This window comes from Mesorhizobium sp. WSM1343 (assembly GCF_055901535.1).
The window spans coordinates 3,590,670-3,606,133 of the sequence record NZ_CM148370.1; the positions used below are offsets into that span (position 1 = coordinate 3,590,670).

Sequence of the window (15,464 nt, forward strand, 5' to 3'; positions counted from 1 at the left end):
GGCTTCTCCTGTCGTCCAGGCCGAATTGGCCAATCAGGCCGAAGCGCGCACATTGTGCTTGCGCTTCATGAAGTCCTTGGCGGTCTCGACCGCCACCGCCGCGTCGCGGCAATAGGCATCGGCGCCGACGGCCTTGCCGAATTCCTCGTTCAGCGGTGCGCCGCCGACCAGCACGACATAATCGTCGCGGATGCCCTTTTCCTTCATCGTGTCGATGACGACCTTCATATAGGGCATGGTCGTGGTCAGCAGTGCGGACATGCCGATGATGTCGGGCTGGTGCTGTTCGATCGCATCGAGATATTTCTCGACCGCATTGTTGATGCCGAGATCGATGACGTCGAAGCCAGCGCCCTCCATCATCATGCCGACAAGGTTCTTGCCGATATCGTGGATGTCGCCCTTGACGGTGCCGATGACCATCTTGCCTTGCTTGGGCGCGCCGGTGGCGGCGAGCAGCGGGCGCAGGATGAACATGCCCGCCTTCATCGCATTGGCGGAAAGCAGCACTTCCGGCACGAACAGGATGCCGTCGCGAAAATCCTCGCCGACGATGCGCATGCCTTCGACCAGCGCCTCGGTCAGCACCTTGTAAGGCGCCCAGCCGCGCTCGAGCAGGATGTTGGTGCCTTCTTCGATCTCTTCCTTCAGCCCGTCATAGAGATCGTCGTGCATCTGCTGCACCAACTCGTCGTCGGAAAGTTCGGAAAGGATGATCTCGTCGTCGGACATTTGTATCGAGCTCCTGCCGGCATCGCGACCATGTCGCAAGGCACATATCTTCGCGTTCATACCTAACCCGCTGAGGGCATGTATCCATAGCTGATTTGCGACTTCCCGCAAAAGGAAAGCGACCGTAACTCTCTTGGAATTCTTGTCGATTTTGCGACAGGCGTTGGCGCTGGCGGGCCGTTTCGAATAGGGTGCATGGCTACGATCTGGCAAGAAGCGGCGAGAGCAGCCGCTATGGATTCCAGACAAGAACAGATTCAGGGAAGAACACCATGAGCGAACACGCGGCAGTCGATCAGGAAGCGTCAAACGCGCGACGTGGGCGCGGCGCCAGCGGCGGGGCTGCTGCCCGGCGGGCCGCGCGTTCGGGCGGAGGCCCGGGCACGCAGCTCACCTACATCAAGCGCAAGATCAACGTTTACGAGGTGCTGGACGAGGAAGGCCTGGCGCTGATCGAGAAGAACACCGACACGGTTCTCGAGGAGATCGGCATCATCTTTCGCGACGATGCAGAAGCGCTGCAACTGTGGAAAGAGGCCGGCGCCGACGTCAAGGGCGAGCGCGTGCATTTCCCGAAGGGGCTGTGCCGTTCGCTGCTCAAGACCGCACCGTCCGTCTACACCCAGCACGCCCGCAATTCCGAGCGTTCGGTGCAGATCGGTGGCAATGCCACCGTGTTCGCGCCGGTCTATGGCCCGCCCTTCGTGCGTGACCTCGACGGTGTCAGGCGCTACGCGACTATCGAGGATTTCCAGAATTTCGTTAAGCTCGCCTATATGGCGCCGTCGATCCACCATTCGGGCGGCACGGTATGCGAGCCGGTCGATGTGCCGGTCAACAAGCGCCACCTCGACATGATCTACAGCCACATCAAATATTCCGATAAGCCGTTCATGGGCTCGGTGACCGCGCCGGAACGCGCCGAGGACACCGTCGCCATGGCCAAGATCGTGTTCGGCGACGATTTCGTCGAGAACAACACGGTGCTGACCAGCCTGATCAACGCCAACTCGCCGATGGTGTTCGACGAGACCATGCTCGGTGCGCTGAAGGTCTATGCGCGCCACAACCAGGCCTGCATCGTCACGCCGTTCATCCTCGCCGGCGCGATGAGCCCGGTGACGGTTGCCGGCACGCTGACGCAGGTTCTGGCCGAAGTGCTGGCCGGCGCCTCGTTCACGCAGCTCATCCGGCCAGGCGCGCCGGTGCTGTTCGGTACCTTCGCCTCGTCGATCTCGATGCAGTCGGGGGCGCCGACCTTCGGCACGCCGGAGCCGTCGCTGGTTTCCTATGGCGCCGCACAACTGGCGCGCCGTCTCGGCCTGCCGTTCCGCACCGGCGGCTCGCTCTGCGCGTCCAAGGTTCCGGATGCACAAGCGGCTTATGAAAGCGCCAACACGCTGAACTCGACCATCCTGGCCGGCACCAATTTCGTGCTGCACTCGGCCGGCTGGCTCGAGGGCGGGCTAGCCTCCTGCTACGAAAAGTTCATGATGGACATCGACCAGCTCGGCATGACGCAGAAATTCTCCGAAGGCGTCGACCTGTCGGAAAACGGCCAGGCGATGGACGCCATCCGCCAGGTCGGGCCGGGCAGCCACTATCTCGGCTGCGACCACACCCAGGCCAACTTCCAGACCGCCTTCTACCGCTCCAACATCGCCGACAACAATTCCTACGAGCAGTGGCTGGCCGAAGGCGAGAAGACCGCGCCGCAGCGCGCCAACGAACTCGCCCGCCGCTGGCTGGAAAGCTATGAGGCGCCGCATCTCGATCCGAGCATCGACGAAGCGTTGAAGGACTTCATCGCCAAGAAGAAGGGGTCGATGCCCGACGCCTTCACTTGAAAGGAGCCCGAGTCAGGCGGGGCTAAAGTCGCCAACATCATCCACAAGGAAGTCTGGCGGAGCGCGTTCTCCGATCCGGACAAGAAGGGATGATTACGCCCGCCGGCAGCGTTGACCGCATTGCTGCGGCGCTTCTCGCCAACGGCCTTGTTCTTCGCGGCGGCTTCAATTTTACGCCAAGCGATGTGCCGCCAACGGGATCATCGGGTGCGCCGGCAGCGGCCGTCCTGCTGGTGGGGCAGGCGGGCGCGGCACCCTGGCCGCATTTCCTGCGTTGGTGGGAGCAACAGCCACAGGCAATCGCCAATCCGCTCGACACATGGTCGCGCGAAGTGATCGGCGCCGTGGCGCAGGATTTTGGCGCACGGGCGATTTCTCCGTCGGACAAGCCCTATCTGCCGTTCCAGCAATGGGCGATGCGGGCGGAGGGGCTGAAACCGTCGCCGCTCGGCATCCTCATGCATCCGCGCTACGGGCTATGGCATGCCTACCGCGGTGTGCTGCTGTTTGACGACGAAATTCCAGTTCAAGTTGCCGAGGCAGCGCCTCACCTTTGCGATAGCTGCGTCGAGAAACCCTGCCTGAAATCCTGCCCGGTCGACGCCTATTCCGCGCAAGGATTCGCTTATCAATCCTGCCTCGCGCATGTGGGGGGAGCGCATGGCGAACCCTGCCGCAGCGGCGGTTGCCTCGATCGCAATGCGTGCCCCTATGGCGCGGGGTATCGCTATCCGCCGGAGGTCCAGGCGTTTCACATGGCGAGCTTCGCACGAGCCACCAGCTGATCCGTTCCCATTGCGTGGTGCTCGTTGGCTTCGATGAGCATCTTGACGGCAGCTAGAAGCAGGCCTATTCATCAAGTCATCTGATGACTTATGAATAGGCCTATGCAACCCGCCACCAGAACCAATCTCACCGACAGCGCCACCAGCAGCCTGCGTGCGGAGATCGTCAGCGGCCGCTGGGGCGTCGGCGAGCGCATTCCCAATGAGGCAGCCCTGACCGACCTTCTGTCGGTCAGCCGCGGCACGGTGCGCGAGGCGGTGCGGGTGTTGGTCTCGCAAGGATTGCTGGATACGCGCCAGGGCTCGGGCACATATGTGCGCTCTACCGTCGATGCCTCTGCCGCGCTCGACCGGGTCAAGCGCACCGGCCTGCGCGATCAGTGGGAGGCGCGGGCGGCGCTCGACCTGGAGGCGGCACGGCTCGCCGCCATGCGCCACACGCCAGCCGATCTTGAGACGATGCGGCAACTGCTTGCCGAACGCGGCACCGTCGCGGGCGGCGGAAGCGATGCCTTCATCCGGCGCGATCTCGCTTTCCACAAATCGGTTGTCGCGGCGTCCGGCAACAAAGCGATGATGGAGCTCTACGACTTCTTCACCGCCGCCATCACCGAGACCATCCATGCCACCATCGACGGCGATCTGCCCGAGCCGGACCACCAGGCGCATGCGGCTATCGTCGACGCCATTGCCGCGAGCAATCCCGAGCGCGCCGTTGCCGCCGTTCGCGCCTTCATGGCGCCGGTGCTTGCCCAACTTGAAAGACTGCTTTCGCAATGAACCAGAGTTTTCGTCAGCCTGACCCGACGGCGCAATCCGCCGCCATCGAGGGTCTGGAACTCATCGATGCCGAGGCCGACAGCCTGCCCGTGCCGCAGCCGCCTGAACTGCGCAGCCGTGCGGCGCGCATCGTGCTTGGCGCGAGCCTTGTGCTGATCGCCTTCAGCCTGCGGCCGCTGTTTTCCAGCCTGTCGGTACTGCTGCCCGAGGTGATGCAGGCAACCGGACTCTCGACGACGGGCGCCAGCCTGCTGACGACGCTGCCCGTTCTGTGCCTGGGTCTGTTCGCGCCCTTCGCGCCAAGACTTGCCCAGCGCTATGGAGCCGAGCGCACTTTGCTCGGGGCGCTCACCTTGCTGGTGCTGGGAACCGGCCTGCGCTGGTTCGGTACGGTTCCCCTGCTGTTTGTCGCCACCTTCCTTGCCGGCGGCGCCATTGCCATCGGCAATGTGCTGCTGCCGGGCCTGGTGAAGCGAGATTTCGCCGACAAGGCCGCCGTCATGACCGGGCTCTACACCATGGCGCTCTGTGCCGGCTCGGCGGCCGCCGCCGGCTTCACACTGCCGATCGAGCATTTTGTCACCGGTTCATGGTCCGGGGCACTTGCTGCCTGGGCGGTGCCTACACTGGTCGTGCTTTTGATCTGGATTCCGCAGGCGCTGGGCAGCCGTCGGCAGGTCAGTCATCGGGGCTTTCGCGTCGTTGGTCTCTGGCGCGATCGCCTGGCTTGGCAGGTGACGCTGTTCATGGGCCTGCAGTCGGCACTTGCCTATTGCATCTTCGGTTGGCTGGCGCCGATCCTGCGCGAGCGTGGCTTCGATGCGGCCACCGCCGGCGCCATGGTTTCGGTGTCTGTCATGGCGCAGGTCATCACCTGCCTCGCCGTGCCGTCCTTCGCGATGCGGCTGAAAGACCAGCGCGGCATCAATGTGGCGCTCGTTGCCACGGCGGTGATCGCGCTGCTCGGCATTCTGTTCGCACCGACCTCGACCGTGCTGTTCTGGGCGATCCTGCAAGGCATCGGGCAGGGCGGCCTGATCGCGGCTGCCATGAGCCTAATCGTGCTGCGTTCGCCGGATTCGCATGTCGCCGCGCATCTTTCAGGCATGGCGCAAGGCGTCGGCTATGTGCTGGCGGCATTCGGCCCGCTGCTGGTGGGCCTGATCCGCGACTGGACCGGCAGTTTTTCGGGAACGGCGTTCCTGTTCGTCGCGCTCGGGCTTGGCGTAGCCATTATGGGGCTCGGTGCCGGCCGCGCGCTGCATGTCGGTGCGCGGACGGTGCGAGAAGGCTAGCAATAGCGTCACGCAATCCCGCACGAAATTTTGACTGCCATGCTCAGGGAGCGCCTTGCCGTATAGGCTTGCACGGATATGTATCGCGCATCTGTCGAACGGAGCGAGCGATGACGAAACACACGACCTTCAGATCAAGACCAGGAATGGTGTTGCCAATGCCGGGCTTTTCCGCTCGGCAAACGCATCTCCTGCCAAGGCCGGCGTCATTCTCTATCAGGACGCCTTTGGTCCGCGGCCGGCGCTCGACAGTATGGCCGAGCGGCTGGCGAATGAAGGCTATGCGGTGCTGGTGCCCGACCTGTTTTACCGCAATGCGCCTTACGGGCCGTTCGACGCCAAGACCGCCTTCGCCGAGGAAAAGACCAAAATCCCGCTGATGGCGCTGGTCACCGGCACGACGCAGGAGATGACCATCAGCGACAGCGGTGCGTTCCTCGATGCGCTTGCTGCCGAGGGCATTACCGGGCCGATCGGCACCATCGGCTATTGCATGGGCGGCGGTCGATCATTGAATGCGGCTGCAACCTATCCCGAACGGATAAAAGCGGCCGCAAGCTTCCATGGCGGCAATCTCGCCAGCGACGCCGCCGACAGCCCGCATCGCAAGGCAGCCTCGATCAAGGCGCGCGTCTATGTCGGCACATCCGGCGTCGACAGGAGTTTCCCGCCGGAACAGTCGGCGCGCCTGGCCGAGGCGCTCAGGGTTGCGGAAGTAGATCATGTCATCGAGAACTATGCCGGCATGGCGCATGGCTGGTGCGTGCCCGATCATAGCGTTTTCAATGCCGCGGGCGCCGAACGCCACTGGAAGCGCTTGACGATGCTGTTCGCAGAGACGCTGATCTGAGCCTTTGCTTGGCTGTTCTTGCCTGTTGGCTGTCCGCCCCGTTCGCGGTATCAGGCAGCACAAATGCGCTGCGCCGGATGAGTGGGCCGAGCGGGAACGAACAGCCTGATGCAATCCTATGATGTCGTGATCATCGGCACGGGTGCCGCCGGAATGATGTGCGCCGTGGAGGCGGCCAAGCGCGGCCGTTCTGTGCTGATCCTCGATCATGCGGCGGCGCCTGGCGAGAAGATCCGCATCTCCGGCGGGGGCCGGTGCAATTTCACCAACATCCATGCCAGCCCGAAGAATTTTCTGTCGGGCAATCCGCATTTCTGCATTTCGGCGCTCAGCCGCTATACGCAACGCGATTTCATCGCCCTCGTCGAACGCCACCGCATCGCCTATCACGAAAAGACGCTTGGGCAGTTGTTCTGCGACGGCTCCGCACGCCAGATCATCGACATGCTGGTCTCGGAAATGCAGGACAAGGGCGCCGAACTGGTGCTGTCGACCAGCGTTGAGGATGTCCGCAAAATCGTGGAGGGGTTTGTGCTCACTCTCTCCACGGGCACGATTAGCTGCCAGTCTCTGGTCGTGGCCTGCGGCGGCAAGTCGATCCCCAAGATGGGGGCGACCGGTTTCGGCTACGAGCTTGCCGAACGGTTTGGGCTTGCCATCGTCGAAACGCGGCCGGCGCTGGTGCCGCTGACCTTTGACGCAAACACGCTCGAAGGGCTCGCGCCGCTGGCCGGCAACGCCGTCGACGCGGAAGTCGCCTGCGGCAAGACGCAGTTCTCCGAAGCGATGCTGTTCACGCATCGCGGCGTCAGCGGACCATCCATCCTGCAAATCTCGTCCTATTGGCGCGAGGGCGACGAAATCCGCATCGCCATGCTGCCGGGAGTTGATGTGGCGGACCTCATTCGTAGTGCCAAGCGCGGTAATGGGCGGCAGGCGGTGCAGACCGTGCTGGCAAATCACCTGCCGAAGCGGCTGGCGCAGTCGATCGCCGAACGCACCGGGATCGATGGCAACCTCGCCGATCTTGCGGACGCCCAGATCAAAACCATAGCTGCCGCAGTCAATGACTGGCGCATCAAGCCTGCCGGTTCTGAGGGCTACCGCACCGCCGAAGTGACACTGGGCGGGGTCGACACCAACGGGCTGGACCAGAAGACGATGCAGGCGAAATCCGTGCCGGGCCTGTTTTTCATCGGCGAAGTCGTCGATGTCACGGGTTGGCTGGGCGGTTATAATTTCCAGTGGGCATGGTCGTCGGGCTGGGTGGCAGGCCAGGCAGCATAGACTTACTTCCGTGGCTTCGCCCCAGTAGCTGCCGGCGCCTTTTTCTTCTTTTTGGCCTTGTTGTAATCGATGGCGGCACGGACGAGCTCTTTCAAAGCGCTCTCATTGAGCGTGTCGCCCTTGAACACATCGATAGCCCGCCACACCTTGCCGCCAAAACCATTGTTGAACAGCCTGTCGGGATCCGGCAGGCTGGCGCCATGGGAAAAGGTCAGCTTCACCTTGTCCTTGTGGGCGTTGCCGACCACGATGTTGCCGTCGAGGCACCATACCGGGCTGCCCATCCACTTCCACTCCTCGATGATGTCCGGGTCGGCTGCAAGGATGGTCTTGCGGATGTCGGCGAGCGTCTCGCCGCGCCAGTCCGAGAGACCGGCGATCAGCTGGTCGATCTGTTGCGAGGGGGTCATTTGGTGTCTCCTGTGCGTCGACGCGTTCAACCGCTGCCTGTCACCAGCGCGCCAGTTGGGTAATCTGAACGAGGTTGCCGCAGCTGTCGTTCAGCTGGGCGATGGTTGAACCGGTCACCTCGGTCGGCGGCATGGTGAACGCGCCACCCTTCGCCTTGATGCGCTCGTAGTCGCCCTTGACGTCGTCGGTGAAAAACATGACCGCAGGCTGACCCTGCTGGAAGATGGCTTCCTGATAGGCTTTGGCGGCCGGGTTGTCGTTGAGCGCGAGCTGCAGTTCGGTTCCATCAGGCTCTTCAGCCGAGGTCACTGTCAGCCAGCGATAGGGCCCGTTGCTGAAATCGGCCTTCTTGGTGAAGCCCAGCACGTCGGTGTAGAAGCGCAATGCGTTTTCCTGGTTGTCCACATACACGCTGGTCAGCTTGATCTTCATCGCTCTTTCTCCTCTGTCGTATTCTTGCGTCTGTGGCCGCTACGGGGTCCAGCCGGGCAGGGCGGCGGCCTGCTTGATCCATTCCGCCATTTGCGCCTCCTCGAACCGGTCTTCGCGGATGTCGATCCAGCGCACATCCTTGCTCTTGGCCGTGCCGCCTGGTGGGATCGGTTGCAATGAGATGCCACTGAAAAAGGTCATCTTCACATAGTGGGTGAATACATGGAAACTCGCGAACCAGCCCTGGCCTTCGATGCCGTAGAAGGGTGAGTTCCATCGCACGGCCTTGCGGACGTCAGGCACGTTGCCCACGATGAGCGCGTCGAGGCGCTCGCCCAGGCCGCGCTTCCAGTCCGGCATCGCAGCGATATAGGCCTGCACCGGGGCGTCGCCGTCGCCCTTGGCGATTTGCGGGTTGCCGCCGGAGAGCAGCACTGGCGCAGCCTTGGCCTCGGTCGATTGTCCCTGCGTCCTGGCCACTCTGCCCCACTCCCTATCCGCCGGCACGCTGCACGCCGCGTCCCTTGGCGGCATAGGGCAGCACGAACATGTACAGGCCGCTGAGCAGCAGCAGGAGGAGCGGCAGGAGCGGCGAGTAGACCACCCAGGCGGGAGGCTGCCTGAATGCCATGGTGGCGAAGTTGGCGATGACGGTCAGCGCAAAGATGATCGACAGCCAGCGATGCATTTGCCGAACCCACTTGTTCCAGTCCAATAGATCCTCCTGTCAAAACAGCCGGTGCGGACCACCGATCCGCACCTGCGGGTTTCAATCTATCCGCGCCAGGACCTGACTCAGATTTGCAAAGTACTGCCGCCACCCGCTCGTCGCGCCCCGATACGCCTGCTCCTGATCCGGCCGGAAGCCGGACTGTTCCATACGCAACCGGGTGCCTGTGCTGGTTGGCACGAGGGTCCAGGTGACGACACTCTCAAGGCCATAGGCCTGCCACGTGTAGGACAGTGTCTTGTTCAACTCGACGGCTATTACCTGACAGTCCACAACGATGCTTACGTCAGGTTGCGGTTCCTTCCGCAGCTTGAAACGGTGGTCCACGACTGGCTTGAAGTCGTTCTTCATCAGCCATTCCTCGATCAGATGCGGTTGGGTCAGCGCGCGCCAGATTTTTTCCGGCGGATAGGGGATCTCACGTTCGACGATGACAGAGCGCGTTTCGGTCGCAATGTTGGTCATTGGTCCATTCTTTTGAGCAAATTTTCGAGATCGTCGAACCGGCTCTGCCAGAACGCGTTCATCTGGTTCGTCCAGTCGGTCAGTGGGGAAAGTGCTGCCAGTTGGGCGCTGTAATGGGTCTGCCGTCCTTGATGGCGGTCGCGCACCAGCCCGGCCTGCTTGAGCACGCCGAGATGCTTCGACACCGCAGGTTGAGAGACCCCCGACTGAGCCGTCAGGGCGCCGACCGTCTGCTCGCCTTGCCGGCACAGGCGCTCGAAGATCGCGCGACGCGTCGGATCGGAGAGCGTTCTGAAGAGGACATCGTGAGCGTTCGTCATCCGGGATCGATAACCCTGTGGCTATTGATTTACGTATAACTGTCGAGATATGGATATGTCAAGCGGGGGTGTTGGCGGTCCCGATCCGGCGGTTTCCAAAAAAATCTTTCCATTGCCCCAAGGATTAGCCATTAGCCTTCGTCCAACAGGCAAATGATGGCGATGATGCTGGATGAGAGCGAAGCCTCCGACGCCGAACTGATCGGGCGGGCGAAGGGCGGAGACAGGAGGGCCTTCAGCACATTGCTGGAAAGGCACTATGACTTCGTCTATCGCGCCGCCTATCGCTGGTGCGGCAGGAAGGCCGATGCCGAAGACATCGCCCAGGAAGTCTGCGTCAGGCTGGGCAAAGCGATCCGCGACTATCGCGGCGGCGGCGCCTTCACCACATGGCTCTATTCCGTGACGATGAACGCCGCGCGCGACGTGATGCGAAAGTCCGCCCGCGAGACCGTCAAGACCGAGGCCTATGGCGTCCATGCACTGATCTCGAGCGAGGCGTCGGTCGAACCGGAAGACCCTGCCGAAGCGTTATGGGCGGCCGTCCGGCGATTGCCGGACAAGCAGCGCGACGCAGTTTTGCTGGTCTATGGCGAAGGGTTGAGCCATGCGGCCGCGGCCGAGGCGATGACAATCTCGGAGACGACGGTTTCCTGGCACATCCATGAAGCGAAGAAACGGCTGAAGACGCTGATGCGCGCGGCCGGGGAAGTGTGACCATGGTTGACGACAACGAACTCAACAGACTGCGCGATATAGCAGCGCCGGCGCCCGCCAAGGATGCCAAGGCACGTGCTTTCGAAGCCGCCCTGCGCGCATACGATCAGGAAAATATTTCTGCCGTTACCCAAGGATCGGTTGGCGGGCTTCGTCTCACAGAGCGAGCACAAAAGCTCTGGAGCGAGATCATGCAAAAGAAACTCATTGCCACGCCGGTTCTTGCCGGGCTCGTCGCCCTGCCGATCGCCGGATACGCCACCTTCCATATGCTGAGGGAACAGCCGCCGAAATTCGGCGGCGACGAGAAAATCACCGAGACGCTGGCCGACAAGCCGGCGACGGTGAAGCCGACGACCGCTCAGCCGAAGCCGGCTCCGACCGGGCTGGAGAAGGACAAGAAAGCCGACGCCGATGTGGAAAGCCGCGACGCGGCCGATGCGCTTGTGGCGCCGGCCTCGCCGCAGAAATCCGAATCGACCGTTGCCGGCGGCGCGGCACAACAGAATGCGCTGGAGCGCGGTGTGCTGGCCGAGCCCGCGCCACCGGCTCCGACAGGCGAATTCGCATTGGATGGCGCCGTAAGTGCGCCCAGTACGTCGCGGGCCCGCATGCCGGCCGAGTCCAAGCTGATGGCGCCGCAGCAGCCGTCGACCTTGCCGGCCGACCAGATGCAGCCGCAACCGGAAAACCACGACCGCATCGAGGATTTCAAGACCAATCCGGTGCATGCGGCACTCGAGGATCCGGTCTCGACCTTCTCGATCGACGTCGACACAGCCTCCTATTCCTTCGTGCGCAGCTCGCTGAAGCAGGGCACCCTGCCGCAGGTCGATACTGTTCGCGTCGAGGAGATGATCAACTACTTCCCCTATGACTGGAAGGGTCCGGAGTCGGCCTCGACACCATTCAACTCGACCGTCAGCGTCATGCCGACGCCGTGGAACACGCATACCAGGCTGATGCATGTCGCCATCAAGGGTTTTGACGTCAAGCCGACCGAGCAGCCGAAGGCCAATCTGGTCTTCCTGATCGATGTCTCGGGCTCGATGGACGAGCCGGACAAGCTGCCGCTGCTCAAATCGGCTTTTCGGCTGCTGGTCAGCAAGCTGAAGGCCGACGACACGATCTCGATCGTAACCTATGCGGGTGACGCCGGCACGGTCCTGGAGCCGACCAAGGCGTCCCAAAAGGACAAGATCCTCAGTGCCATCGACAATCTGACGCCCGGCGGCAGCACGGCCGGCGAGGCGGGCATCAAGGAAGCCTACAGGCTGGCGCAGAAATCCTTCGTGAAGGACGGCGTCAACCGGGTGATGCTCGCCACCGACGGCGACTTCAATGTCGGCCAGAGCGACGACGACGATCTGAAGCGGCTGATCGAAAAAGAGCGCAAGACCGGTGTCTTCCTGTCGGTGTTCGGCTTCGGCCGCGGCAATCTGAACGACCAGATGATGCAGACCATCGCCCAGAACGGCAACGGCACCGCCGCCTATATCGACACGCTGGCCGAAGCCGAGAAGGTGCTGGTCGAAGATGCATCGTCGACGCTGTTCACCATCGCCAAGGACGTCAAGATCCAGGTCGAGTTCAATCCGAACAAGGTCTCGGAATATCGCCTGATCGGCTACGAGACCCGCGCCTTGAACCGCGAGGATTTCAACAATGACCGCGTCGATGCCGGCGATATCGGCTCGGGCCATTCCGTCACCGCGATCTATGAAATCACGCCAAAGGGCAGCGGCGGCGAACAGATCGACGCGCTGCGTTATGGCCAGGCGTCGGTGGACAATGGCGGCGTTGCCAATGCGGACGAATATGCCTTCGTCAAGATCCGCTACAAGCTGCCGAATGAAGACGTCTCGAAGCTGATCACCACGCCGGTGACCTCGGCCAACGAGATCTCGTCTTTCGACCAGGCCAGCACCGACCAGCGCTTCTCCGTCGCGGTCGCCGCCTTCGGCCAGAAGCTGCGCGACGAGGATGCGATCGCGAAGTTCGGTTACGACAAGATCATGGAGATCGCCACTGCCGCTCGAGGAGCCGACCCGTTTGGGTACAGGTCCGAGTTCCTCTCGCTTGTGCGCCTTGCCTCGGCGCTGGGCGGTAATCGGTAGTGGTGATGACGGCCGGTTTCTTTCAGATGGGATCGTTCTGACAGGGGAAACCGACCGCGGGCGGGTGAGGCATGCCGGCGAGGGGTTCATTCCCTTGCCGGCCTTTTTTCGGAGAATCTCCAGGTCGTTAAATTGCGCGGCATTTCCGGTAGCGGATCGCAACCCCCTGCTTGTTACGCAGGACAGGTGTACCGGGCTTGAGGGAGCCGAAATTGCAGATCAGGACTATCGCCAACTCGACACCGCCGGCACGAGATGCTTCGGCGGTTTCATCGGCCCCATCATCGGAATCCAGGCGTATCAGTGACGATGTCGCGCAGGCGCGCCACACCGCCATGTCGGCGCTGACCAATGACCGCTTCCGCATCATGCTGGAGCAGATAACCGATCCGGTTTCATCCGGCGCGCTGATGACGATGCACAGCGACAATGTGGTCGACTTCAAGTCGGCGCAGTCGAGCTACGCCGACAACAGCGAATAATCGAAACCGATAAGCTCAGGCCCGGCTGCGGCGGCGCTCGCGGCGGGCTTCGCTGGTCTCGGCGGTATTTTCCGTCGCCACCTTGTTGCGCATCGGGCCGATGCGCTCGACGATCGCGGCAACCGTCGGACGATCCGCCTTGGTGTGCGCGTCGAGCGCCTTGCGCATGGCGGCAAGGTGCTGGAACGAGGTGCCGCAGCAGCCGCCGATTATTTTGGCGCCGCCATCGACGGCGAGCCTGACATAGTCGGCCATCAGTTCGGGTGTGCCGGAATAATGGATTTCGGTGCCGCGGAATTCGGGAATGCCGCAATTGCCCTTGACGATCACCGTTGCCTCCGGCTTCGCCTCGGTCATGTCGAGCAGCGAGGCCAGGATGTCAGACGCGCCGACGCCGCAATTGGCGCCAACGCCAAGCGGCGCCTGCGACAGCCCGTCGGTGACGCCGTGGATATCCCTGGGTAGCAGGCCCATCATGGTGCGGCCGGCGGTGTCGAAGGAACCGGTATAGGTGTAGGGCAGGCCGACGCGGATGGCAGCCTCGGCGGCGGCGCGGATCTCGTCGGGAGCAGACATCGTCTCGATCCAGGCGACTTCGGCGCCGCCTTCCTTGAGACCCTCGATCTGCTCGGCGAAGGCGTCGACCGCCTCGTCATAGGTCATGGCGCCGAGCGGCACCAGCAATTCGCCGGTCGGGCCGACCGAACCGGCGACGATCACCTTGCGGCCGGCCTTGTCGGCGACGGCGCGCGCGAGCTCGGCGGCGCGCTTGTTCAGCGCATGCACACGGTCCTGCGCATGATGCAGCTTCAAGCGGTGACGGGTGCCGCCGAACGAGTTGGTGAGGATGATGTCGGCCCCGGCATCGACGAAATTCTGATGCAGGCTGGTGATGGTGTCGGGCGCCGTCTCGTTGAGCAGCTCTGGCGCCTCGCCGGCTTCCAGCCCCATGGCGAACAGGTTTGTGCCGGTGGCGCCATCGGCCAGCAGCACGCCCTTTTCGGCCAGCAGAGCATCGATCGGGTTGGTGGTCGTCATCGGATTGGCTTTCATGTTTCGAAGTCGAATAAGGATATAAAGAAGTCTTTATGTGTAGTCAATGGAATGGCGGCAACGCGGCCACCAATGCGGAGGCCGGTTTCCGTCCAAAGGATCATTGTTGCCGAAGATCAGGCAGTGCCTGTTGAGAATGACATACCGGCCAGTCTGTGCGCGAAGCCGGACGCCTCGTGCGCATTGATGTCGGCGGCCCGGATCAGATTGTCGAAGTGCTGGATCAGCGTCTGGATCGGCTGGGTGGCGTTGAGCACCAGATACATGTCGCCGACATAGATGGCGGCGCGATAGGGTCCGAAGATGGTGTAGGGGATCGAATAGCGCATCCGCCCGTCATAGAGAAATAGCCGGAAGGTCGGGTAGAGGTCGTCGAGCAGCGTCGCCATGTGCAGCAGCTGGGCGCGCCGGTCGGCTTCGGGGAAACGGTCCCAGACACCCAGCCCGCGGGCAAATATCTCCAGCGTGTGGCGCGGCATGCAGACTTCCATGTCGGTCTCAGGCCGCCTGTTGTAGTCGATGCGGTATTGCGTTTCGCCGGCCTGCGCCAGGCGGCTCTTGTTGGCGATGCCGGCTTCGTAGTCGACCAGCGCTTCGGTGCGCAGAAGATCGGGAATGCCGGCAGGCACGTAGCGGATCTTGGTGCCTGCCGCCTCGGCATGCCATTTGGCCAACAGCGTGCGGTCGAAACCATCCGGTGCCTCTTCGATCTCCAGGCTTTCGCGGATTTCGCCGGTGAGACCTTCGTCCTGGCTGAGGCCGAGGAGCCAATCGAGCGACACCTTGAACTCGGCGGCGATGTTGAGCAGTGTTTCGGCGCGGGGCAGGCGCGTCGAGGCGCCCGACAGCAGTTGCGACAGCGCCGAGCGGTCGATGCCGACCGCGGTTGCGAAGGCCGACTGGTTCAGGTCGGAGCGTGTCAAGAGCATTTTCAGTCGCTCGCGGAAGATCGTCGACAGGTCGCGCTTGTCCATGTCCGTGCTCCACCTGGATTGAGGAAAAATTTGCGCCGGAACCGCTCCGAGGGTGGCGTTAGGCGTAAATGAATCCCTAAGTCTGTTTACAATGTATAACATGTGCAGTCAAAAATGCGCAATCGCAACAGTTTGTGCACTTTGTCTCGTTGAGTGGAATCATTTCTCCTGACACAATGCTGTCAGG

Annotated in this window: 18 protein-coding genes; 9 read left to right on the plus strand and 9 right to left on the minus strand. The window is 62.5% G+C overall.

The window, feature by feature from the left end:
- Positions 1-33: 33 nt before the first annotated feature.
- Positions 34-732: a corrinoid protein gene (locus tag AC0NIL_RS17380; protein WP_013531175.1), complete on the minus strand. Its 699-nt coding sequence runs from the start codon at positions 730-732 to the stop codon at positions 34-36.
- 272 nt (positions 733-1,004) lie between these two features.
- Between AC0NIL_RS17380 and AC0NIL_RS17385 the strand changes: the two genes are divergently transcribed.
- The 6 genes from AC0NIL_RS17385 (at position 1,005) to AC0NIL_RS17410 (ending at position 7,576) form a co-directional block, all read left to right on the plus strand.
- Complete coding sequence (locus AC0NIL_RS17385; protein WP_024501311.1) at positions 1,005-2,579, plus strand: trimethylamine methyltransferase family protein; 1,575 nt, start codon at positions 1,005-1,007, stop codon at positions 2,577-2,579.
- Positions 2,580-2,668: 89 nt separating this feature from the next.
- Positions 2,669-3,364 (plus strand): 4Fe-4S dicluster domain-containing protein, encoded by a 696-nt coding sequence (locus AC0NIL_RS17390; RefSeq protein ID WP_275952815.1) that lies wholly within the window; start codon positions 2,669-2,671, stop codon positions 3,362-3,364.
- A gap of 102 nt (positions 3,365-3,466) precedes the next feature.
- Complete coding sequence (locus AC0NIL_RS17395; protein ID WP_013531178.1) at positions 3,467-4,144, plus strand: FadR/GntR family transcriptional regulator; 678 nt, start codon at positions 3,467-3,469, stop codon at positions 4,142-4,144.
- On the plus strand, positions 4,141-5,439 hold the full coding sequence (locus tag AC0NIL_RS17400) for a CynX/NimT family MFS transporter (RefSeq protein WP_275952816.1): 1,299 nt from the start codon (positions 4,141-4,143) through the stop codon (positions 5,437-5,439). Before AC0NIL_RS17395 ends, AC0NIL_RS17400 begins: the two co-directional genes overlap by 4 nt.
- A gap of 91 nt (positions 5,440-5,530) precedes the next feature.
- Positions 5,531-6,289 carry a dienelactone hydrolase family protein gene (locus AC0NIL_RS17405; RefSeq protein WP_473573171.1) on the plus strand — a complete coding sequence of 253 codons (759 nt, stop codon included), beginning with the start codon at positions 5,531-5,533 and terminating at the stop codon, positions 6,287-6,289.
- 108 nt (positions 6,290-6,397) lie between these two features.
- Positions 6,398-7,576: a BaiN/RdsA family NAD(P)/FAD-dependent oxidoreductase gene (locus AC0NIL_RS17410; RefSeq protein ID WP_275952818.1), complete on the plus strand. Its 1,179-nt coding sequence runs from the start codon at positions 6,398-6,400 to the stop codon at positions 7,574-7,576.
- A gap of 2 nt (positions 7,577-7,578) precedes the next feature.
- Here the strand turns inward: AC0NIL_RS17410 and AC0NIL_RS17415 are convergent, their stop codons facing one another.
- From AC0NIL_RS17415 to AC0NIL_RS17440, 6 genes are read right to left on the minus strand one after another with little or no spacing between them, the layout of a single operon-like run.
- Entirely contained in the window at positions 7,579-7,986 is a 408-nt protein-coding gene (locus tag AC0NIL_RS17415) for a DUF1801 domain-containing protein (RefSeq protein ID WP_024501305.1), read from the minus strand.
- A 40-nt stretch (positions 7,987-8,026) separates the two neighbouring features.
- The gene (locus AC0NIL_RS17420) at positions 8,027-8,419 is read right to left on the minus strand and encodes a VOC family protein (RefSeq protein WP_013531183.1); all 393 of its coding nucleotides are present in this window, start codon (positions 8,417-8,419) and stop codon (positions 8,027-8,029) included.
- Between the two features lie 39 nt (positions 8,420-8,458).
- Positions 8,459-8,953 carry a DUF1801 domain-containing protein gene (locus tag AC0NIL_RS17425; RefSeq protein WP_395316696.1) on the minus strand — a complete coding sequence of 165 codons (495 nt, stop codon included), beginning with the start codon at positions 8,951-8,953 and terminating at the stop codon, positions 8,459-8,461.
- Positions 8,913-9,134, minus strand: coding sequence for a hypothetical protein (locus AC0NIL_RS17430; protein ID WP_013531185.1), 222 nt, complete (start codon positions 9,132-9,134; stop codon positions 8,913-8,915). The genes AC0NIL_RS17425 and AC0NIL_RS17430 overlap by 41 nt, the downstream gene beginning before the upstream one ends.
- Positions 9,135-9,188: 54 nt before the next feature.
- Positions 9,189-9,614: an SRPBCC family protein gene (locus AC0NIL_RS17435; RefSeq protein WP_275952820.1), complete on the minus strand. Its 426-nt coding sequence runs from the start codon at positions 9,612-9,614 to the stop codon at positions 9,189-9,191.
- On the minus strand, positions 9,611-9,934 hold the full coding sequence (locus tag AC0NIL_RS17440) for an ArsR/SmtB family transcription factor (RefSeq protein WP_013531187.1): 324 nt from the start codon (positions 9,932-9,934) through the stop codon (positions 9,611-9,613). Before AC0NIL_RS17440 ends, AC0NIL_RS17435 begins: the two co-directional genes overlap by 4 nt.
- Before the next feature lie 156 nt (positions 9,935-10,090).
- Here AC0NIL_RS17440 and AC0NIL_RS17445 point away from each other — a divergent pair, with 156 nt between their 5' ends.
- The 3 genes from AC0NIL_RS17445 to AC0NIL_RS17455 all read left to right on the plus strand — a co-directional run bounded on the left by AC0NIL_RS17445 (position 10,091) and on the right by AC0NIL_RS17455 (position 13,250).
- On the plus strand, positions 10,091-10,651 hold the full coding sequence (locus tag AC0NIL_RS17445) for an RNA polymerase sigma factor (protein ID WP_027160496.1): 561 nt from the start codon (positions 10,091-10,093) through the stop codon (positions 10,649-10,651).
- 2 nt (positions 10,652-10,653) lie between these two features.
- Positions 10,654-12,768, plus strand: a complete 2,115-nt coding sequence (locus tag AC0NIL_RS17450; RefSeq protein ID WP_275952821.1) for a vWA domain-containing protein — start codon at positions 10,654-10,656, stop codon at positions 12,766-12,768.
- Positions 12,769-12,980: 212 nt separating this feature from the next.
- Positions 12,981-13,250 (plus strand): hypothetical protein, encoded by a 270-nt coding sequence (locus AC0NIL_RS17455; protein WP_024501300.1) that lies wholly within the window; start codon positions 12,981-12,983, stop codon positions 13,248-13,250.
- Positions 13,251-13,265: 15 nt separating this feature from the next.
- Here AC0NIL_RS17455 and bmt read toward each other — a convergent pair whose 3' ends face one another.
- The gene (bmt, locus tag AC0NIL_RS17460) at positions 13,266-14,288 is read right to left on the minus strand and encodes a betaine--homocysteine S-methyltransferase (protein WP_275953160.1); all 1,023 of its coding nucleotides are present in this window, start codon (positions 14,286-14,288) and stop codon (positions 13,266-13,268) included.
- 131 nt (positions 14,289-14,419) lie between these two features.
- Complete coding sequence (locus AC0NIL_RS17465; protein WP_024501298.1) at positions 14,420-15,277, minus strand: helix-turn-helix domain-containing protein; 858 nt, start codon at positions 15,275-15,277, stop codon at positions 14,420-14,422.
- Positions 15,278-15,464: the final 187 nt, after the last annotated feature.

Excerpts from the sequence above, each read along its gene's own strand:
- bmt (WP_275953160.1), bottom strand. The coding sequence starts at position 14,288 with ATGACGACCACCAACCCGATCGATGCTCTGCTGGCCGAAAAGGGCGTG.
- AC0NIL_RS17450 (WP_275952821.1), top strand. The coding sequence starts at position 10,654 with ATGGTTGACGACAACGAACTCAACAGACTGCGCGATATAGCAGCGCCG.
- AC0NIL_RS17415 (WP_024501305.1), bottom strand. The coding sequence starts at position 7,986 with ATGACCCCCTCGCAACAGATCGACCAGCTGATCGCCGGTCTCTCGGAC.
- AC0NIL_RS17395 (WP_013531178.1), top strand. The coding sequence starts at position 3,467 with ATGCAACCCGCCACCAGAACCAATCTCACCGACAGCGCCACCAGCAGC.
- AC0NIL_RS17465 (WP_024501298.1), bottom strand. The coding sequence starts at position 15,277 with ATGGACAAGCGCGACCTGTCGACGATCTTCCGCGAGCGACTGAAAATG.
- AC0NIL_RS17410 (WP_275952818.1), top strand. The coding sequence starts at position 6,398 with ATGCAATCCTATGATGTCGTGATCATCGGCACGGGTGCCGCCGGAATG.
- AC0NIL_RS17435 (WP_275952820.1), bottom strand. The coding sequence starts at position 9,614 with ATGACCAACATTGCGACCGAAACGCGCTCTGTCATCGTCGAACGTGAG.
- AC0NIL_RS17445 (WP_027160496.1), top strand. The coding sequence starts at position 10,091 with ATGGCGATGATGCTGGATGAGAGCGAAGCCTCCGACGCCGAACTGATC.
- AC0NIL_RS17380 (WP_013531175.1), bottom strand. The coding sequence starts at position 732 with ATGTCCGACGACGAGATCATCCTTTCCGAACTTTCCGACGACGAGTTG.
- AC0NIL_RS17420 (WP_013531183.1), bottom strand. The coding sequence starts at position 8,419 with ATGAAGATCAAGCTGACCAGCGTGTATGTGGACAACCAGGAAAACGCA.
- AC0NIL_RS17425 (WP_395316696.1), bottom strand. The coding sequence starts at position 8,953 with ATGCCGCCAAGGGACGCGGCGTGCAGCGTGCCGGCGGATAGGGAGTGG.
- AC0NIL_RS17400 (WP_275952816.1), top strand. The coding sequence starts at position 4,141 with ATGAACCAGAGTTTTCGTCAGCCTGACCCGACGGCGCAATCCGCCGCC.
- AC0NIL_RS17385 (WP_024501311.1), top strand. The coding sequence starts at position 1,005 with ATGAGCGAACACGCGGCAGTCGATCAGGAAGCGTCAAACGCGCGACGT.
- AC0NIL_RS17390 (WP_275952815.1), top strand. The coding sequence starts at position 2,669 with ATGATTACGCCCGCCGGCAGCGTTGACCGCATTGCTGCGGCGCTTCTC.
- AC0NIL_RS17440 (WP_013531187.1), bottom strand. The coding sequence starts at position 9,934 with ATGACGAACGCTCACGATGTCCTCTTCAGAACGCTCTCCGATCCGACG.